The organism is Thalassospira profundimaris, from assembly GCF_003326795.1.
Taxonomy (GTDB): Bacteria; Pseudomonadota; Alphaproteobacteria; order Rhodospirillales; family Thalassospiraceae; genus Thalassospira; species Thalassospira profundimaris_C.
The window spans coordinates 127,040-147,375 of sequence record NZ_JPWI01000009.1; the positions used below are offsets into that span (position 1 = coordinate 127,040).

Sequence of the window (20,336 nt, forward strand, 5' to 3'; positions counted from 1 at the left end):
TGTGGCGAAAACTCAGGGGGCGTTAACCGCACCCCTGTTAGGCTTTATGGCGCGCCGCTTGGCTTATCCGCCAATCGACAGGCCCTGCAAACGGTCCGAACCGGTCGGCTGGATGAACCAGAGCTCGCCCATGCGACTCAGATTAAGGTTCTGCTGGTTAAGGGCCGTCTGCAGCTGACTGGTCGAACCGACGAAATCCAGCGACAGCTGAACTTCGCGGCGTGACATCGCCACCACGCGCGAATTGCGCACAACCGGAAGACCGATCAGCTTGTCCTCGATCTTGGCCCAGTCCTGCAAACCGGTAATCGGGATAAACACCATCAGGCTGCCACCCGTACTGTAATTGATCAGGTTCGCACGCTTCCAGCCATCGGCAAGCTGGTCCTGTACCGACTTCGCGGCACGCACCAGCGTCTCGTTCAGCGTTTCACCAGGAAGCGTATTTTCCTGAACACCAAACACCTGCGGGCCGCTGTTGGGATCATAGCGGGTCACGGTCACATTGACACTTTCCCCGCCGGTCGGTCCGGCAACATCTGCACTTGCCACCACGGCGACCCCCGCCCCATAGCGATTTGCTAGTGTCGTAAGGCGTTCCATCGACCCATTTTCCGCCTGTTCGGCTGAAATGGTGCCAATATCGGTCAGATCACCAATCGGTGCCTTGACCGGAACAAGTCCCGATGTCGCGATATTGCGTGACCAGACATCGCGCCAAGGATTGGGATCATCCCACAGGCTGACATAGCCCGATGTGCGATAGACCGGGACGATCATCACCGGTTTTGATTGCAGCTCGGCAAAGGAGATATCGCGGAACCGCAAGAAACGGCGCAATTCATCATCCTTGAAGCGCACGGTCATGTCCGCGATATATCGTACCGACGACGTTTTTTCGTTCGACAGGCCGAAATCGCGCACCATATTGGTAATTTCCGAGGTCGCAGGAATCTGCAATCCGGCGCGATCTTCGGGCAGCGTCAGGCGCGCAACCACTTCTTCAAATGCTTTGCGCTGTCCGATTTCCAGTGCCTTTTCGCGCGCAGCTGCGGCGGTTTCCGCACTTTCATCGACATGAACGCCCGTTACGGTGAAAATGTCCTGTGCGAAAGCCGGAAATGCCATCAGCGCAGAAACGGTAACGGCGCCAGCCAACATCTTGATGTTTTTCAATGAAGTAAGCACGTATGCCTCGTTGCCCTAATCGTGTCTTGTCGAATTCTTGTGCAATGCTCTTTGTGGCATGTTGCACGCATTCTGCAAAGAAAACTCTGTCATGCGCAGGTGATCATTGCATATTGTCCGCGTTTGAGTATTTTCGGCCCAGCGGAAATTATCAAGCCCGCGTTTTTTATCAGTAGGACTGACGAATATTCCTGCATCTGATTAAAGGCGTCAGTAAGGCGGATTGGTCAAACAGCAGCATATCCGCTGCGACCCGGCCCGCAAATGCCCGGTGAACGTCGATTGGAAGTCGGTACGTATTGATGAAAAACGCGGGTTATGCCGCCCTTTTTTCATGCATGCTTGATGCCAAGGATCACCAAAATGACCGCCTCCAAAGGCCTTACCTATAAGGACTCCGGTGTCGATATCGATGCCGGTAACGCCCTTGTCGATCGAATCAAACCGTTGGCCAAGGCCACCTCGCGCTCCGGTGTTTCCGGCGGGCTTGGCGGTTTCGGTGCACTTTTTGACCTGAAGGCTGCCGGTTACAACGACCCGGTTCTGGTTTCCTGCACCGACGGTGTCGGCACCAAGCTCAAGGTCGCCTTCCTTGCCGACAAGCACGACACCGTCGGTATCGACCTTGTCGCCATGAGCGTCAATGACCTTGTCGTTCAGGGCGCTGAACCGCTTCTTTTCCTTGATTACTTCGCAACCGGCAAACTGTCGGTCGATAATGCCGCCGACGTGGTTGCGGGCATCGCCGAGGGCTGCAAACAGGCTGGCTGTGCACTGATCGGTGGTGAAACCGCTGAAATGCCGGGCATGTATTCGGATGGCGAATATGATCTGGCCGGTTTTGCCGTGGGTGCCGCCGAACGTGGTGAACTTCTTGATGGCAGCAACGTTGCCGAAGGTGACGTGATCCTTGGTCTGGCATCGAGTGGCGTTCACTCGAACGGTTATTCGCTGGTCCGCAAGGTTGTCGACAAGGCGGGCCTTGGTTACAGCGACGAAGCCCCGTTTGCACCGGGCAAAACCGTTGGCGAAGCCCTTCTTGAACCGACCAAAATTTACGTCAAAAGTTGTCTGGCAGCCCACAAGGCCGGTCTGGTCAAGGCCCTTGCCCACATCACCGGTGGCGGCCTGACGGAAAACGTTCCGCGCGTTCTGCCAGAAAACATGACGGCTGTCTTTGATGCCAGCACTTGGGAATTCCTTCCGATCTTCAAATGGCTCGCCAAAGAAGGCGGCATTCCCGCCGTCGAGATGGCACGCACCTTTAACTGCGGCATTGGCATGTGCGTTGTGGTTCCGGCTGACAAGGCAGACGAGGCCGAAGCCATCCTGCGTGAACATGGCGAAACCGTCAGCCAGATCGGTGTGATCGGCCCGCGTGCCGGTGACGGCCCGCAGGTCGTTATCAAGAACATGGGCCCCGCATGGGAAAAGTAAGCAAGCTTAAACTCGCCGTTCTGATTTCAGGCGGCGGGTCCAATTTGCAGGCCATCATTGATGCCTGCAATGCAGCTGACTACCCTGCCGAAATCGTTCTGGTTTTCTCAAACCAGCTTGACGCAGGCGGGCTTGAACGCGGCCGCAAGGCAGGCATCCGCGCCGAAGCCATCCCGCACAAGGGCTATCCCGGCGGGCGCGAAGCCTATGACGCGGCGGTCAGCACCCTGATCGAGGAAAGCGGTGCGGATCTCGTGGTGCTTGCCGGATATCTGCGACTGGTCAGTGAAAGCTTTGTCACCCGCTGGAAAGACAGGCTGATCAATATTCACCCGTCGCTTCTGCCAAGCTTCAAGGGCCTGCATGTTCATCAGGCTGCCCTTGATGCCGGGGTCAAATTTGCCGGATGCACCGTGCATTATGTTGTCCCCGAAGTCGATAGCGGCCCGATCATCGCCCAGGCAGTCGTCCCTGTTCTTCCCGGCGATGATGCGGGCAAACTCGCCCAGCGCATCCTGCGTCAGGAGCACCGCATTTATCCGCAAGTGATCCGCTGGATCGCCGAGGGCCGGGTATCGGTCGATGCCAAGGGCATCGTGACGGTTGCCGACGCCCCGCAGGCCGATTTTGCTGAAATCAACCCAGCACTCGAGCCCGGATGAAAGAACCTTTGGCGCTGGCTGCGCAGGTTTCTGAACGCATAAAAGGCGGGACATACCATATGTCCCGCCTTTTTCTTGGCCTGCTGCCAGATCCGCAAACCGGGGTCATAATCTTTGCGCATTCTGATGCTGTTATGGGATCAACGAATACCACCACCGCCACGGAAAACCGATACCATGATGCGCAAGCTCTCCGGACTGATCATCCCCTTCGCCCTTTTGGCCATGCTCACCAGTCCTGCGATGGCCGATTCCGATCCAGATCTGGACTCCTACAAGGCCGATATGCAAACGGGTGAAAAATCCTGGCGGGCACAAAAATGCGCTGTCTATCAGGAAACCCGGGATGAAATGCTTGATGAAATTCCGCGCGGCGCACTCAGCCCCGAATTTGCCAAGGCCGAGGAAGACTATATCGAAAATGGCTGTGCCGGGCGAGCCTATGCCTGCCCGAAATCCAAGACAGAGCTCGACTACGCCAACGAGATGTCACTTGCGATGATGAGCCACGGGCTCACCGGTACCTTCCTGCCTTATGGTTGTCGCAACGATGGTCAATGAGCGAGTGTGACCTTGGTCAAAGGGATGATATTTATGGTTAATCTTGGACTTGCCTCACCTCAACCCAGCAGATATAAATTTGAAAAATTCAAACCTAGGAGGCAATCTTGCAGGGTAACGACTACGAACTTACCGACACCCATGTCGCGATTTATGACGGTTTCACCAGCTTCGTGAAATGGTCGACCATTTCGGTTATCGCCATTCTGGTCCTGATGGCCATTTTCCTGCTGTGATCTGCCTTTGGCATTGATCTGATTGCATCAAGCCGGAATTTAAAAAGCTGCCATTCTCTGGCAGCTTTTTTTGTTTTCAGATCGTATCTGTCACATAAGTGACGACATCAAAGCCCTCGTGAATGGCTGGTGGTTGAAAAGCCGCACAAATCTGGTGGAACTGGGTGTCACTGGCCGCAAACTGATGCGTTCCCGTCCGGTTGCGTGCGCGCAGGCGCTGCTTGCAGACATCTTCATCCAGATCAAGAAAATGCAACTTGTGACCGGCTCCGGCATCTTCGTATATCTGCCGCATCCAGCCGCGCAAGGTCACGGTATTGGCCGGAAAATCAAGCACCACGGAAATCCCCGACATCAGCAACATGCTGACATGCGGGCCCATGACGGTGCGAAGTTTCCCTGAAACACGGATATAATCGGCAACAGAGGTCATCTGATCGCCAAACAAGACCGAAAGCCATTCATCCTCGGCAATCAGAACTGTTCGGGGTTTTCGCGCCAGTTCTGCGGCAAGCGTGGATTTTCCGGCGGCGATCTTTCCGCATAACATATGCAGCACGGGGGCCGCTTGGGCTGGTTCGGCTGGTTGACGTCGATCTTGATGCGATGGCGCAGGCTGCATTTAAATCTCCCTTGTTCAAAAATACCGGGAGACAGCCACAAAAAACCCGCCTCGCCGGCGGGTGGGTTTCATTTGGTCAAAACGTCGCTACCCCGCCATCCTGTGAATGGCGGTAAAAATTCGTGCAGATGCATTGGTTACAACATTTTCCATACCGGCATCATTGCATGGAGACCCTGCCTTGTCCACAACGTTGCGGCGCACAAAACGATCCGAGAACAAAAGATATTCACCCACAGGTTAAATATCGCTAAGATTTGTCTGTTGTCTTGATTGATAGCCGGGGTACCCCCGAAATCCGAAACAATCGGACCCAGAAATTGGGCCCAGAAATTGGGGAGGAAACAATGCAAGGAAGCGACTACGACGTCGAACTGGTCAAGGTCCATGAAACGGGCTGGCACAACTGGACCAAGTTCGTTCTCTGGAGCATTATCTCCATTGCTGTTTTGCTGCTTTTGATGGCGGCTTTCCTGATAGATTGATCTCTCATTCCAGAACGCAGGCACAAAAAAACGCCCCGCAATCTGCGGGGCGTTTTCTTTACCGGATGAACCGGAATTCTGTATTCCAAGCTTAGCCGACGATCTCGGTCTGAGCGAAGAAGTAAGCAATTTCGATTGCAGCGTTTTCGAGCGAGTCCGAACCATGGACCGAGTTCGCTTCGATGGATTCTGCAAACTGCTTACGGATGGTGCCCTCTTCGGCGTTTGCCGGGTTGGTTGCACCCATAACTTCGCGGTAGGTCGCGACAGCGTTTTCGCCTTCCAGAACCTGGACGACGACCGGGCCGGAGACCATGAAGTCTACGAGCTCACCGAAGAACGAACGTTCTTTGTGAACTGCATAGAAACCTTCAGCCTGAGCGCGGGTCAGTGCGACGCGCTTCTGTGCGACAATGCGCAGGCCAGCTTCTTCGATGACGGCATTGATTTTGCCAGTCAGGTTGCGGCGCGTTGCGTCCGGCTTGATGATCGAAAGAGTGCGTTCGACAGCCATTGGTTTCACCTAGCTTTTTAAAATTTCGTTACCCCCCAAGAGGGCTTCCAAAAGGGCCTGCGGAACATAAAGGAGCCATAGATTAGGACTCCCTTATCATCCACAGACCCAAAGGTTGGCGCTATATAAACGGGCTTGAAGCGCAACGCAACAGATAGTTCTGCCCGCGCAATACAGACCTGCAGTAGCTGCATTGACCTCAAAACCATCACGAAAATGCGCAAAAACGCATAAAACTGCGATTCTTCCGATGGTTACAACCCTGCTGTTTCCAGTGATTTTCCACAGGTTACAGTTTCAAGAAACCTTGCTTCAAACGGCACTCTGCCCTATTGAAAGCACAGAAATCCTTGCGATTCCCCCGACCGCTGGCGGGAATGCTCGGGAAAACCGGATTACACGATCAAGAGAACGACCGATAAAATGCTGCAAATTACCGATCTCACCTATCGTATTGGTGGCCGCGTCATTCTTGACCAGGTTTCCCTGACCATTCCCGATGGCCATAAAGTCGGCCTGATTGGCCGCAATGGTGCTGGCAAATCCACCCTGCTCAAGCTGATCTCGGGCGAACTGGCAACCGATGGTGGCGACATTGTCCTGTCAAAGCGTGCCCGCATGGGCGTGGTTTCACAGGAAGCTCCTGCTGGCAGCCGATCCCTTCTTGATACTGTTCTTGCCGCGGATACCGAACGCGCAAGCCTGCTTGACGAGGCCGAAACAGCCACCGATCCCCATCGCATTGCTGAAATCCACACCCGCCTTGCCGATATTGATGCCCACACCGCCGAAGCGCGCGCCGCATCGATCCTTTCGGGCCTTGGCTTTGACGCCGAGGCACAGCAACGCGCCTGCGATGATTTCTCGGGTGGCTGGCGCATGCGTGTGGCGCTTGCCGCAACCCTGTTCCTGCGTCCTGATCTGCTGCTGCTTGACGAGCCGACCAACCACCTTGATCTTGAAGCCACCATCTGGCTTGAAAACTATCTGATCAACTATCCCGGCACGATCATCCTGATCAGTCACGATCGCGATCTTTTGAACCGCGCGGTCAAAACCATTGCCCATCTGCATGATGGCACGGTGACGCTTTATGGCGGCAATTACGACAAATTCGCCAAGACGCGCCGCGAACAGATGGAACTGGCCTCCAAGCATTACGAAAAACAGATCGCCCAGCAAAAGCATCTGCAATCCTTCATCGACCGCTTCCGTGCCAAGGCCAGCAAGGCCAAACAGGCGCAAAGCCGTGTCAAAATGCTTGAAAAAATGGGCCCGGCCATTCCGGTGGTCGAGGATCGCGGTATTTCCTTTGACTTCCCGAGCCCCAAGGAACTGCCGCCGCCCCTGATCAATATCCATAATGGTGAAGTCGGCTATGAGCCGGGCAAACCGGTTCTGCGCAATATCAGCCTGCGCATTGATATGGATGACCGCATCGCCCTTCTTGGCGCCAATGGCAATGGTAAATCAACACTGGCCAAACTGCTGTCGGACCGGCTCGAGCTGACCGACGGCGAAAAGACATCCTCGAACAAATTGCGCATCGGGTATTTCGCCCAGCACCAGACAGACGAGCTCCGCGGCGATGAAACGCCTTATCAGCATATGGCATCCCTGATGCCCGATGTGATCGAAAGCAAGGTCCGCGCCCAGCTCGGCCGCTTTGCCTTCGAAGGCGCGAAGGGCGACACCAAGGTCAAGGACCTTTCGGGTGGTGAAAAGGCGCGTCTGCTGTTTGCCCTGATGACGCTTGATGCCCCGCATATGCTGATCCTTGACGAACCAACCAACCATCTTGATATCGACAGCCGCGATGCGCTTAACCACGCGCTCAATGCCTATGAAGGTGCGGTCATCATCATCAGCCACGATCCCTACCTGATCGAGGCCTGTGCGGATCGTCTGGTTCTGGTAGCGGACGGCACGGTCACATCGTTTGACGGCGACGTTGCCGAATACCGCCAGTATCTTCTCGATCGTGCGCGCATGGAACGCCGTGCCAACAAGAACGGCGGCGAAGACGGAAACGGCAATGGCAAACCCGCCAAACGCGACCGCAAGGCAGAACGCCAACAGGCCGCCGAAAAGCGTAAAGTAGCCGCCCCCATAAAGCGCGAAGTCGAAAAGCTTGAAAAGCAGATGGAAAAGCTTTCCGAACGCAAAGCCGGCATCGAAGAAAAAATGGCCGACCCGACCCTTTACGAAGACGCCAACGCGCAAAAACTGGCCGACATCCAAAAGGAACTCGGCCAGATCGAAAACGAGCTTGCCATGGTCGAACAGAAATGGCTCGACAAGCAGGAAGAGTATGAGGCGATGGTGGCCTGAAAAAGGCAGAACCACTAGGATATTGGGCCCACACCACCCTTAGAAAGCTTCTAATGGCGCTTGTTTAAAGCGATGTGACGAAATATAAATTAGCTGCAATCATCAACCTTCGGTTAATTTAAAAACGGGTGAGGGACATCGTTTTGGCCCACCTGCTTGCCTTACCCGCAATGTGAAAGAATGTTCAGATTGTCCGAAACGGCACAGGTTCCGATATCGCATTTTGACACGGCCAGTATCGAGCCAGATCATCGCTTTGATGCCTGGCAAGAAAATATCGGCGTCTTTTTCGATCTTGCCATGCCCGATGGCGGGAAGCAGTCAACGAATGTTCATGCAAAAATCGATGTCTGCAATCTCGGCGACGCCGTTTTTGGTGTAACCAGATCACAAGCCCAGCGATTCACGCGCAATACCCGCCGGGTGATACAGGATGATATGGATCACATTCTGGTTCAGCTTTTCCTCAAGGGCAGCGGTGTTACCAAAGACAACGAGCATATCGTTGCAGGCGACATGCTGATCATTGATCTTGATCAGCCCCATGACATGACCAACAGCGATTTTGAAAACCTGACCCTTGTCCTCCCACGGGACAAGCGACCGGAAATATCCGATCGCTTGTCGGCTTTGCATGGCAGGAGGCTATCATCGGAAAATCCGCTGATCAGCTTTATTGGAAGCGGTCTTTTAAATCTGTGGCAAAGCATTCCCGGCATGACAATCAGTCAGGCGGACAGCGCGATGCAGGGTACCCTTGATCTGATGCAGGGATGCCTGCTGCGCAAGGGGCTTTTCCCCGATGAATATGATTTGCCGACTTCTGTGGCTTTAACCCGGATCATCTATCGCTATATCGAAAACAACCTGTCCGAAAACATCACCCCGGCATTGCTCGCCCAGACCTTTCGAATGTCACGGTCACAGATTTACCGCATCTTCGCCCCCCATGGCGGTGTCGCGACTTATTTGTGGGACCGCCGTTTGCAGCGCAGCCTGCATTTGCTGTCACAGCCCCGCTTCAGCCACAAGAATATTGGCACCATCGCCTTTGAATGCGGATTTAACAGTGAATCCCATTTCAGCCGGGCCTTCCGCGCCAAATTCAACGCCGCACCAAGTCAGGTCCGCGCCGAAGCCCTCGATGCTTACATACGCAACCGGGACACTTCCCCGTCATCCCCCAGTTATGCCGCAGGGTTGCCGCACTGGGTGCGGCAACTTTAACGCCCCCTGCTCCTAGAACCGGTATTCCAGCCCAAGATACCCGCTGATGGACCGTTCCTCGTTTGTGGCAGCGCCCATTTCCATATCGGCGACAAAGGTCATGCGCCGGTCAATGTCATAGCGCATGTTGCCCCCGACATACCCCCCACGCGATGACGTATCCCCTGTTCCCTGATAGCGTGTCATCGGTCCGTTCCTCAGGCCGACATCAACGCTGTCGCGCCCGAAATAGCTGTATTTCATCCCGCCACGCAATTCGATTTCGCCAAGCCCGTCGGCAATATCCTGCCGGGCGGCCAGTTGCAGACGACCATTGATCACATCCACCCCGTGCCCCTTGACGGTCAGGTTCGATGATGTCGTGCCGGTTTCACTATATTCCCCGTAATAGCCATAGGTGTAATTCACCTCCGCGGACGGACGCAGCTCTATGCCCCCGGCAAGATCAATCGACCGGATCAGCGCCAGAGAGGGGCTGATATAGACACTGTTGTAATCCGATTGGGCTGTTTCCTCGCCCTTCAGGTTATCGACCACAAGACGTTCATCCTGATGGTGCTGGTATCCGACAACCACCGCCCCGTCGAGGGCCCATTTCCCGAAAACATATTCCCCGTATCCGCCGATGAACACACCGTTGCTGTCACTTTCAACCGATGCCTCGTCGGTTTTCATGCCCGCAACCGATGCTCCGCCAAACAGGCCGATGCTGTGATCATCAATCGGCTTTTCATATCCGGCAATTACCCCGCCAACCCGGCTTGAATAGGCCAAAGCCGCCCCGTCATCGCCACGTTGAAGGTAACTGCCAAAAACCTGCCCCCATGCAAACGGCATTTCTTCGACAAACAGCATGCCGGGCTCCAGCTCATCGGCGGCGACCACAATCAGGTCCGGCTTGTTCGACCGTGCCAGTTGCTGGCTGACAGCCTGATGAATACCCACTGTGGTTGACCCCAATGCCGCCCGGTTGGCCGCAAGGCCCGTGGGATCAACAATCGCCACTGTCGAACCGCTTTGCACAGCCAGTCCGTCGCCCCCCGACGATGGATTGATTGTTCCGGCATTGGTAAAGGTCAATGTTGAAGACCGGCCGCCCCCCGACGCATCGATATTGATCACGCTGGTTGCACCCCCCGGATCAATGGTCCCGACAATCGTCGCGCCTGCATTGATATTAATGATGCCACCGGTGCTTGTGAAACGAATCGCTTCTGTCGCACTCCCGGTCGCCATAATCGTTCCGCTGACCGTGACTGTCGTATTCGCACCCGTACTGATAATGCCCCGGGCACTGGCCGCCGACACATTGACGATCCCGGTATCAGTAACAGTAATTTTATTGTTGCTACCTGATAGGGCAATGCCGGAACCACCGGTCGAGGTAATTGAGCCACTATTGATACCAGTACCGTTTGAGATGTCGAGAGACATCCCGATACCGCTTGACGAAATTGTCCCAGTGTTGGTAAGCGTGATGTTGGTTCCGCTGGTGGCCCGGAGGCCGAAGGCATTTGCGCCAGTTGTTGTAATCGACCCGTTATTGATCACCGTACTGCCGGTTCCTTGCGCAACCATCCCGGACCCAAACGCGGCGGTTGTTGAAATACTTCCGTTATTTGTAAACCGGGCATTGGTTGACGTCGCACCACCATTGATTGCCGGGTTTGTTGATGAAATCGTGCCATTGTTCGTCACCGTCACGCCATCGCCCGCAACACTGATCGACGTCCCCGCTGCAACATTAAGAACCCCGCCCGCTTCGATCAATCCGGTTTGCCCGGCCGTCAGCGATTTGGCCGTTGTGTCGGTAACACCGCTGGAAATCGTGAAATCCGCCGCCTGAATTGCTGTTCCCGACAACAAGGCCACACCAAACGTCGCAAGACCTAATCCCCGACGCAGCCCCCAAAAACCCATCGCCATTTTCCCCCTAACGACAGACATTCAATGTCAGAAGAATACACATGTCCCCATCAACAGTTTTGACTGAGCATCCCAAAACTCTGTCACCAGTGTTCCAGCCTGCTGATTTTGATAATCATGGTATCCGGCATTTCGAACTTCTGATCTGCTCCGGTTAAGGGTACAAAAAAACGCCCAGTCATGGTTACAAGACCGGGCGTTTGGGGTTGGCTTTTTGTGTTACTTCAGGGCACTGGCCAGATCACCACTCTTGGATTTTCTGATCCGCTTGTTCTGGTACATTTTTTCATCTGCCAGTCCCAGCAGCGCGACCGTTTCCTTGCAATCTGTCGGGAAAATCGCGATCCCGACACTTGCACCAACGGTAATGCTCAGCGCATCAATCTCGATCGGGCGCTGGATGGATGCTGCAATTTTCTGAGCGACCCATTCGGCTTCTTCGCGCCCGTTCACGTCATCGGCAATCACCGCGAACTCATCCCCGCCAAGACGTGCGACCGTATCGCCCTGACGGATTGTATTCTTGATCCGCTCGCCAACCTTGCGCAGGACCTGATCGCCGATTTCATGGCCATAACGATCATTGACCGGCTTGAAGCCATCAAGATCGATATAGAGAAGCCCGACCGAATGCCCTTCATTCTCGGAATGACCGCACGAGACTTCAAGACGGTCCTCGAACAAAAGCCGGTTCGGAAGCCCGGTCAGCGCGTCATGATTGGCCTGACGCCACAATTCCTGGGCATTTTCCATATGGCGCGAGATATCAAGTCCCATCTCGACAAAATTGACATCCGATGTTGTGGGATCGGTAATCGCGCTGACCACCACATTTGAATAGAAGAAATCCCCGCCCTTGCGACGGTTGCGCACTTCGCCTTCCCAGATGCCATTGGCGCGCGCCGACATCAGGATATCGTCAAGCGCTTCGGCATTTTCGCGCTGGGCACGCAGGAAGGAAAGCGGTTTGCCGACCGCCTCGTTGGGCAAATAACCCGTCATTGCCGTAAAGCCCGGATTGACCTTAAGGATGATGCCATTCTCATCGGCGACGACCACACTGTTCTTTGAGGCCCGCAGCACCTGTTCGGACAGGCGGGCATCGAAACTGGCAATAATCTGGTTCTGGCGAGTCCAGGCATAGGCGGCACTGCCCACCGCAATCAGCAAAAGAAAGGCTGCTGAAACGATGATCAGTGTGTCGCGCTCGGGCGAAAGAAGCTGGTTTAACGTATCGGTGGGCAGCCGGGCACCGACATAAAGGTTCAAACGGCTGCTTTTTTCGTCGTCACTGCCAAAAATAACCGCCAGCGAACGCAGGGAATTGCGTGCCAGAAACAGGTCGGAAACATCAAGACGCTGTACCGAATAAAATCCGCTATCAACCCGGAAACTTTGCAGGCCAAGCTGCATGTTCTCCCACGCCTTCGGATAACGGTCGCCGATGCTTGATGGTTTGCCGGTCAGTTCCTCCGACCAGTTTTCCCCCTCCTCGCCGCCAAGCATCCAGCCACCATCGTCATCAAGGACAAAGGGCTCTGCCCCGTCAAGGCGCAAGGCATCGACGACCTCGTTAAAGATCGGAGCCGCACGCAGGTTCAGAACCATGACACCGTGGCGCTCGCCAAATTTGTCAAACACCGGTGCAGACAACCGGACCACAGGCTTGATCGGTTTTTCGATCTGTCCGAATTCCTCGTTCAGATCAACGCCCGAAATATAGATCGTCCCGCGCGGTGCGTTTCTTGCCATCCGGAAATAGGAGCGGTTGCTTTTATCCTGAAGCTCACGCACCGGCACGGAAAACGGGATGCCGCTGCCATAATTGACGCGCACAACTTCAATACCGTCATTATCAAGCAGGCGGATCTGGTCATAGAGACCGCGGCGCAGGGAAAAAACCGCAAACTCGTCCGCAAGTTCCGTCAGGTTTGATGTGCCCGCAACAACCGCGTCAATCTGCTTGCTTTCAGACAGGATCAAAAGATCGGAAATAACAATTTCAATACGTTCCCGCAGGACCGAGATCGACTTTTCAAGGGCATAGCGCTGGTCATCGGCAATGGCCTTTTCCCGGACAGAGCTTCCCTCCCATGCCAGAAATCCGACAATGCTCAGAAAGACGACGGACAACGGTGCGAAACACACCATAAATGACTTCACATGGCCCAGTTTGATCATCGCCTTCCTGCTTCTGTCAGTCGCACATTGCGCAAGCCGCCAAATCCTGCCCACACCCAAGGCACCCTATTCTCAAGTATGACACCTGCAAATAATACCCGAAGAACAGACTTTCGCACACAAATTGTCCCGCCCCGTGAAATGTTCTTTTGGTTCAACATCTAATATAAGCAACCCTACATTACAATGGCTCCAGATTATTCCCGCCAGAAGGATCACCATGCGACCGACATTCCTGACATGATCCTGTCAGGAGCGCCCTGCTAGCTTCCGGGTGACAAACTTTTACGAACCCCGATGCAAGGCGTGCCATGACCTATGTTGAAAATCTCTGGCTATTTTTCGTTCTGCTTTCGGGCATCATTATCGTGCCCGGAATGGATATGTTTTTTGTCATCGCCAATGCCCTGACCGGCGGGCGGCGTGCCGGTCTTTCGGCAACGGTCGGTATCATGCTTGGCGGGGTGTATCACACCCTGCTTGGCGCAATCGGCATCAGCGCCCTTCTGGCCATTGCCCCCTGGCTCTTGAATGTGATGCTGTTTGCCGGGGCGGCCTATATGGTCTGGATCGGGGTTACCCTGATCCGAAGTGCGATCACCGTCGGGGCGATCCGGGCGGCAAAACCATCATCACTGTGGATCGCCTTTCGTCAGGGCATGATCACCTGCATGCTCAACCCCAAGGCCTATCTGTTTATCTTTGCGGTCTATCCGCAATTCATCCGCCCGCAATATGGCCCGCTTTGGTCACAGGCGCTGGTGATGGGGATCATGACGGCTGCGGTTCAGCTTGCCGTCTATGGCGCGCTTGCCCTTGCTGCCGGAACCAGCCGCAATCTGATCACGGGCAACCCGGTCGCCACCATCTTTATCGGGCGGGCGGCAGGATTACTGTTTATCGGGGTTGCCCTTCTGACCGCATGGCACGGCATGGTCACACTTGATTGATGACTCTACGTTGAGGGTTGAGGGTTGAGGCCAAACTCGATCCCCGACAATCAGGAACCCGAAATGAAAATCGCCCGCGGACCGGAAGGCACGCGGGCGATTAACTTAAATTGAATAATCAGGCTGATTATTCAGAAATTTTAAAGACCGGAAGAACCGAACCTTCGTATTTGGTTTCGATGAACTCGCGGATTTTGTCATCGTGATAGGCCTCAACCAGCGTCTTGACCCAGGCCGCATCCTTGTCCTGGGTGCGAGTGACGATCACGTTGGCATAGGGGCTGTCATTGCCTTCAATCGCAATTGAATCCTTGATCGGGTTCAGACCGGCTTCAAGCGCATAGTTGGTGTTGATTGCCGAGGCATCAAGATCGGCCAGCGAACGCGGCAGCTGTGCAGCATCAAGCTCTACAAAGCTGATGTTTTTCGGGTTTTCGATGATATCAAGCGGGCTGACAACCAGACCGGCTGCCGGATCGACCTTGATCAGGCCCTGTGCCTGCAGCACCAGAAGCGCACGACCACCATTGGTCGGGTCGTTCGGAATGCCGATTTCCGCACCGTCTTTAAGCTCGTCGAGGCTTTTGATCTTGTCGGAATAGATGCCCATCGGGGTCAGGATGTTGTAACCGACAACTGCCAGATCATAACCGCGATCCTTGATCTGGTTATCAAGATACGGCTTGTGCTGGAAGCTGTTGGCCTGCAGATCGCCATCATCCAGCGCCTGGTTCGGAATGACATAATCCGAGAAGCTGACGATTTCGATATCAAGACCCTTGGTCGCCGCAACCTTGACGACCTCTTCCATGACTTCTTCATGCGCACCCGGGGTAACGCCGATTTTGATTTTTTCGTTGGCAAGTGCCTGACCGGTCAGGGCCGATGCCAGAACGGCCGCAGCCGTCAGTTTAAGCAGAAACCGCATTGTAAAACTCCTTGTTTTAGCTGGTTCTTTGCGGGAATTTCAAAATATGAGGATTGCTCATATATTACGTTTATCAGCCTTGCGCGCCATCCAGTCGCCCGAGCTTTGAACAGCCTGCACCACAACAATCAGGGTGATCACAACGGCCGCCATCACGTCGGGGCGGAACCGCTGATAGCCATAGCGAATGCCAAGATCACCCAGCCCACCAGCACCAACCGCACCGACCATGGCCGAATAGCCGATCAGTGTCACCGCGGTCAGGGTCAGGCCATGAATGATGCCGGGCAATGCCTCGGGCAGCAGAACCTTGGTCACGACCTGAACCGGGCGCGCGCCCATGGCTTGGGCGGCTTCGATCAGGCCGCTATCGACTTCACGAATGGCCCCTTCGATGATGCGCGCAATGAACGGGATCGCCGCCACGGTCAGCGGCACAATCGCCGCAGACGTACCAATTGACGTTCCGACAATCAGGCGGGTGAACGGAATGATCGCCACGGCCAGAATGATAAAGGGAACCGAACGGGTCGCATTGACAATCGGGCCAAAGATACGTTGGAACCAAAGCGCTTCAAACAGTTCGCCACGTCCGGATGTGGCCAGAAGCACACCAAGCGGAAGCCCCATCGAGGTGCCCAGCGTCAAGGCAGCAGCAACCATGTAAAGGGTTTCCCCGGTCGCCTGAAGCAAGATCGGTGCGAGTGTCGAAAACATGAATTAATCCTCCTGCCCGTTAGATTGGTCGCTGGACTGGTTACTGGACTGGCCGGCGCGGAATTCGACGAATTCATCGGCCAGAAGCGATTTGGTGGTGTCGTGAACCGGATTGGCGAAAATGCCGTCAACCAGCCCTTCTTCGACAATCACACCGCCATCCATGACCGCAACACGATCACACAGCGCCTTGACCACCGCCATTTCATGGGTGATCACCACCATGGTCAGACCAAGACGTTTATTGATGTCTTTAAGCAGATTAAGGATCTGGCGGGTGGTTTCCGGATCAAGGGCCGAGGTCACCTCGTCACACAAAAGAACCTTGGGGCTCGATGACAGGGCGCGCGCAATACCGACACGCTGTTTCTGACCACCGGACAATTCCGCCGGATAGCGATCCCGCTTTTCTTCCAGTCCGACCAGCGGCAAAAGCGGATTTACCGCCTCGGCGATTTCGGCCTTGCTGGCACCGGCCAGTTCAAGCGGAAGCGCGATATTGTCATAGACCGTGCGCGACGACAGCAGATTGAAATGCTGAAACACCATGCCAAGCTGGCGACGGAACAACGGAAGATCACGCTTGGAAAGCTTGGTGACGTCCGTGCCATCCACAACCACGGAGCCCGAGGTCGGCGTTTCAAGCAGATTGATACAACGGATCAGGGTAGATTTACCGGCACCGGAACGGCCAATGACACCAACAATCTCGCCTGCTGCAATATCAAGATCAATACCGCGCAGCGCTGTATGTTCTTCACTGCCACGCCGGGCAGCATAAGTCTTCTGGACGTTCGAGAGCCTGATCATGGACCCCAACCTTTCCGTAGATACAAAAAAACCGCCGCGGCTTAACCGAGGCGGTCGTACATACGGAGCATATACGCCCTCTCGCTTTAGCCGCATTTTTATCGCGCCCGCAAGCTGAGGAGCAAATCGGCGCGTTCGATTGCTCTTGTGTACCTGACTGGACGCCGTTCATCAATGGCAATGATCATGCATTTTACGCATAGCTTTCATGAAGTTGAAATATACAACACAAATATTTTGTTCAAAAGCCCCCACCAGTCGGCATTCACAAACCCGCTGCTGTCCCGTCTAGGGATGGTCAATATCAAAGCGGGATTGGACAGATGGCCTATGCCGACCGGATCAATGACCTTGCCAGAACACTGGCCCAGTACCCGACCGTCGTGACGGTCACGGGCAACAAGGTGGATGTCCGTACCAAGACACAGCTTTCCACCCTGTCATCGGAAACGGCGTCGCTTGAAAAGCTAGCCGCCGAAGGTGATGTGGCGATTGCCAGTGGCAAATGCCCGGATGCCGCAAATCTTGCATCCAGGCTGTCCTCCGGTGCCGGTCAGATATCGGCGACCCTGTCGGCCTTTCGCGCGCAGGACGCCGAACGCCTGAAATCCATGAGCATCTTTAGCAAACAGAAATTCGATGCCAGTGCCGCAACACGCTATCAGGCCGAGAAACGCTTTGCTGATGAAATTGCAAAACTTCTGACCCAAGAGTCTCAGGCGGTTGGTTCCCTGCAAGGTGGCAGCGGCGTCAAACCCGATCCCAAGCCACAACCTCAGCCTCAGCCCCAACCAACACCGGTCCCGACACCAGTTCCGACCCCAACGCCAACTCCGACGCCAGCACCGGCCCCCTCGCCCGTGCCGTCCTTGCAGGATGTCGTCGCATCTCTGCCCGGATACTTGCAGATCACCATTCCCGACGCGGTCGCGGGCTACGACGCCGACAGTCTGGCGAACGCGAGCAAAGCCGCCGGGGATGCCGCGATCAAGCTTGGCGCGAAAACCCCCGACGGGATCACTGATTATGCGACGGCGCAATTCACAGGTGGCCCGGACGTCTTCAGCCAGCCTTGGGCCAGCGCGATCCTGAAAGATACCGGTCTTGGCACCATTGATGACCGGATTGCGGTTTTAAACAACGCACTTCAGGCACGGCAACTGATTGCCGATGCGTTGCACGAAACCCCATCCCACGAACCTAGCAGCCGCTGAGGACGCCATGGCAAATTACACCGTCCAGCTGACCGCCCCCGCCGGAGTTTACCCGTTTAACACGGTACGTGTTTCACTTACCTGCGTGGGCCAGCCACAACAAATCCAGAATGTCGTCCTTACGCCGAATGTCGCGGTTTCGCGTGTATTCAACATCCCAAACGGCACATGGGACCTTGAGATTTCCGGTGCCGGTTTCGTGCCTGTCAACGAACAGAACATTGTTGTGAATGGCGATGCCGTCAATGCGAAGAATCTCGATGTTGTCTGGTATACGCTTCATACTGATCGCAATCGCGATGGCAATCTGGATGATGCCGGTCTCCTTAATCAGGTAACACCGGGGGCAATCACCTATGGCACCGCCGGTGTGGGCGCGATCATTCCGGTCAACTGCAATCGTGACGGCAACAATACCGCTGCCGGATACACGGATAATCAGGATCAGCGGGTCAATGGTAACAATGACCTTGTCACCGGCACATCCCGCCTTGAAATCCGGCGAAATGCCCTTGGCCCGAATGCAGGTGCCCCGGCTATTCCGGTGGGCTGGAGCTTGCTGTTAAGCGTGATCGGAACCCTTGGCGAAAACCCTGCCCAACAGCATTTGCGGATTTTCGACGGGATCCTGAATAACAGCGCCGAAATCATTGGCCCCGAAACGACCCACAGCGTCCCGATCACCACCGTCACTGTCGGTGCGTCCAAACTCTATGCAGTTGAAGCCGTCCGGTTTGCGGGCACAGGATTTACATCCGGGCAAATCCGCATCGCCCTGAACGTGATCCAGCAGGAAGTCACAGGGAATGGCAATCCCACCTATCTCTTTGCAGACCGGGTTGTCGTTGCGCGCTGGATCGGCAATCATCATCGTCAAACTGTTTCGCAGATTTATGTTGTCGATGCCAATAATGCCAACTTTCAAGCGGCCCTTGGCGTTCCCGTTGCCAACGAAAACCCGCCCTACGCCCTGACATTGGCCACACCGGGCACGTCCGCACTCACACACGTTCCCTATCTGAACGGCAATGCCTGGCAGAATTTCATTGCTGCGGGAAGAATCGCGAGGCCCGGCATCAGCAGGGATCGCTGGATGCGCGATACCATTGTCTCAGGTCACAGTGTCTGGCCAGGAAACGGAGCAGGTGTTCAAAGCAAGGACACCTTCATGAAAGCTCATCGCTGGCGGTCATTACAGAACTGGATTTACCAAACGCTGATCAGCCAGAATGTAGGGCTGTATTACCCTGCTGCCGGGAGTGCTGATGGCATTAATGACGGCAATTCCGGGGGTAATATTGCCGTTACGCCCCCGGTGCAGAAAACGGTGAACGGAGCGACAGCCTATTACCGATATGGACGGATCTATTTCGGCAACAATGTCCAGAGCACCGTGGATCAAAGCAGCAGAGACTTCTTTGATGCGCAGAACATGCAGCCGCCAATCACACTGAACACTGACTGGTTGGCGGTTGGTCATGTGGACGAGATGATGACATTCGTTCCGGACGACAACCCGGCCAATGCCTTCAAGAAATGGAAACTGCTGATCGCAAGCCCGGCAACGGCCTATGGCATTCTGCGCAATAACCGCAATGCACATGGCAACGCGCCACTTATTGCGCGCCCGCCACATTCGCCGGGCAATGCGACCCCAAACTTTGCAGGGCTTAGCATCGGCAACGCCATAGATGCGACCGGCACAATCACCGACTTCCTGGGCAACGGGCAGGCCCCAACAAGCTGGCAGGATATCAATACCGGGAACTTACAAAACTACACATACAAACAACTCAGAGACTGGAATATCTATGGTATTGAAAATCTGATCAATCAGAACATCCGTCGATTAAAGGCAGCGTTCGATCTGACGGACAATGATATCATCAAGGTGCCCGTAATCTTCATTCCCGTGCATCAGATCAATGGTAACTTCACAATTTCTGACAAGATCAGCTTCTGGACAATTGGTGCAGATAACGGCTTCAATATTTATCCGGGTCGAGAATGCGGTTTCCGCAGTGGCGCCATGACCGGGGATATGGTCAATATGTTCGTCGGGAACGACAAACTCATGATTCCCAAGCCTTTTGGTCCCTGGATTGTCGACAACACAATGCCCAATAACGGTCATGATCTGTTTGAGGACGATATCAGACAGAAGATCGCGGCAATTCAGAACGGTCCGGAATGCGTCTTTATTGATGACTGGGACGACTACCATGTCGCGCATGGCGAGATTCACTGCGGCACAAATGAACTTCGCGCCCCCTATGACGGCCAGACGGCCTTTGGCAATGCGCGCTATGCAAACTGGTGGACGGCGGTCGATGCCTGATATCATCGC

Annotated in this window: 17 protein-coding genes and 1 pseudogene; 10 read left to right on the forward strand and 8 right to left on the reverse strand. The window is 54.8% G+C overall.

From position 1 onward, the window contains the following. Window positions 1-63: 63 nt before the first annotated feature. A complete protein-coding gene (locus TH30_RS14440; RefSeq protein ID WP_258548734.1) occupies window positions 64-1,188 on the reverse strand; it encodes a DUF2066 domain-containing protein in 1,125 nt (374 codons plus the stop codon). 363 nt (window positions 1,189-1,551) lie between these two features. Between TH30_RS14440 and purM the strand changes: the two genes are divergently transcribed. The 4 genes from purM (at window position 1,552) to TH30_RS14460 (ending at window position 4,084) form a co-directional block, all read left to right on the forward strand. Next, window positions 1,552-2,625, forward strand: coding sequence for a phosphoribosylformylglycinamidine cyclo-ligase (gene purM / locus TH30_RS14445; protein WP_114098884.1), 1,074 nt, complete (start codon window positions 1,552-1,554; stop codon window positions 2,623-2,625). Further along, window positions 2,613-3,287 carry a phosphoribosylglycinamide formyltransferase gene (gene purN, locus TH30_RS14450; protein WP_114098806.1) on the forward strand — a complete coding sequence of 225 codons (675 nt, stop codon included), beginning with the start codon at window positions 2,613-2,615 and terminating at the stop codon, window positions 3,285-3,287. Before purM ends, purN begins: the two co-directional genes overlap by 13 nt. A gap of 177 nt (window positions 3,288-3,464) precedes the next feature. Beyond that, window positions 3,465-3,848: a hypothetical protein gene (locus TH30_RS14455; RefSeq protein ID WP_147252008.1), complete on the forward strand. Its 384-nt coding sequence runs from the start codon at window positions 3,465-3,467 to the stop codon at window positions 3,846-3,848. 107 nt (window positions 3,849-3,955) lie between these two features. After that, complete coding sequence (locus TH30_RS14460; protein ID WP_220150325.1) at window positions 3,956-4,084, forward strand: aa3-type cytochrome c oxidase subunit IV; 129 nt, start codon at window positions 3,956-3,958, stop codon at window positions 4,082-4,084. A 76-nt stretch (window positions 4,085-4,160) separates the two neighbouring features. Here TH30_RS14460 and TH30_RS14465 read toward each other — a convergent pair whose 3' ends face one another. Beyond that, entirely contained in the window at window positions 4,161-4,634 is a 474-nt protein-coding gene (locus TH30_RS14465) for a P-loop nucleotide/nucleoside kinase family protein (protein ID WP_258548740.1), read from the reverse strand. Window positions 4,635-5,053: 419 nt separating this feature from the next. On the opposite strand from TH30_RS14465, the gene TH30_RS22005 reads away from it, so the two are divergent. After that, window positions 5,054-5,191 (forward strand): aa3-type cytochrome c oxidase subunit IV, encoded by a 138-nt coding sequence (locus TH30_RS22005; RefSeq protein WP_147252010.1) that lies wholly within the window; start codon window positions 5,054-5,056, stop codon window positions 5,189-5,191. A 91-nt stretch (window positions 5,192-5,282) separates the two neighbouring features. On the opposite strand, the gene ndk is transcribed toward TH30_RS22005, so the two are convergent. Beyond that, complete coding sequence (gene ndk, locus TH30_RS14475; protein WP_068518216.1) at window positions 5,283-5,705, reverse strand: nucleoside-diphosphate kinase; 423 nt, start codon at window positions 5,703-5,705, stop codon at window positions 5,283-5,285. A 423-nt stretch (window positions 5,706-6,128) separates the two neighbouring features. On the opposite strand from ndk, the gene TH30_RS14480 reads away from it, so the two are divergent. Beyond that, on the forward strand, window positions 6,129-8,036 hold the full coding sequence (locus TH30_RS14480) for an ABC-F family ATP-binding cassette domain-containing protein (RefSeq protein WP_114098811.1): 1,908 nt from the start codon (window positions 6,129-6,131) through the stop codon (window positions 8,034-8,036). A 180-nt stretch (window positions 8,037-8,216) separates the two neighbouring features. Further along, entirely contained in the window at window positions 8,217-9,263 is a 1,047-nt protein-coding gene (locus TH30_RS14485) for a helix-turn-helix domain-containing protein (protein ID WP_114098812.1), read from the forward strand. Between the two features lie 12 nt (window positions 9,264-9,275). Here TH30_RS14485 and TH30_RS14490 read toward each other — a convergent pair whose 3' ends face one another. Further along, a complete protein-coding gene (locus tag TH30_RS14490) occupies window positions 9,276-11,183 on the reverse strand; it encodes an autotransporter family protein (protein ID WP_258548735.1) in 1,908 nt (635 codons plus the stop codon). Between the two features lie 225 nt (window positions 11,184-11,408). Further along, window positions 11,409-13,370, reverse strand: a complete 1,962-nt coding sequence (locus TH30_RS14495) for a diguanylate cyclase domain-containing protein (RefSeq protein ID WP_114098814.1) — start codon at window positions 13,368-13,370, stop codon at window positions 11,409-11,411. Between the two features lie 311 nt (window positions 13,371-13,681). On the opposite strand from TH30_RS14495, the gene TH30_RS14500 reads away from it, so the two are divergent. Then, complete coding sequence (locus tag TH30_RS14500) at window positions 13,682-14,320, forward strand: LysE family translocator (protein ID WP_114098815.1); 639 nt, start codon at window positions 13,682-13,684, stop codon at window positions 14,318-14,320. A gap of 127 nt (window positions 14,321-14,447) precedes the next feature. Here TH30_RS14500 and TH30_RS14505 read toward each other — a convergent pair whose 3' ends face one another. The 3 genes and pseudogenes from TH30_RS14505 to TH30_RS14515 form a co-directional block, all read right to left on the reverse strand. Then, the gene (locus tag TH30_RS14505; protein WP_114098816.1) at window positions 14,448-15,248 is read right to left on the reverse strand and encodes a MetQ/NlpA family ABC transporter substrate-binding protein; all 801 of its coding nucleotides are present in this window, start codon (window positions 15,246-15,248) and stop codon (window positions 14,448-14,450) included. Between the two features lie 57 nt (window positions 15,249-15,305). Beyond that, entirely contained in the window at window positions 15,306-15,965 is a 660-nt protein-coding gene (locus TH30_RS14510; RefSeq protein ID WP_114098817.1) for a methionine ABC transporter permease, read from the reverse strand. An 81-nt stretch (window positions 15,966-16,046) separates the two neighbouring features. Beyond that, window positions 16,047-16,775: pseudogene (locus tag TH30_RS14515) on the reverse strand (methionine ABC transporter ATP-binding protein); the annotation flags it as partial. 323 nt (window positions 16,776-17,098) lie between these two features. Between TH30_RS14515 and TH30_RS22135 the strand changes: the two are divergent. Next, window positions 17,099-17,989, forward strand: coding sequence for a hypothetical protein (locus TH30_RS22135; RefSeq protein ID WP_181850301.1), 891 nt, complete (start codon window positions 17,099-17,101; stop codon window positions 17,987-17,989). 7 nt (window positions 17,990-17,996) lie between these two features. Then, window positions 17,997-20,327, forward strand: a complete 2,331-nt coding sequence (locus tag TH30_RS14530; RefSeq protein ID WP_181850303.1) for a protein-arginine deiminase family protein — start codon at window positions 17,997-17,999, stop codon at window positions 20,325-20,327. Window positions 20,328-20,336: the final 9 nt, after the last annotated feature.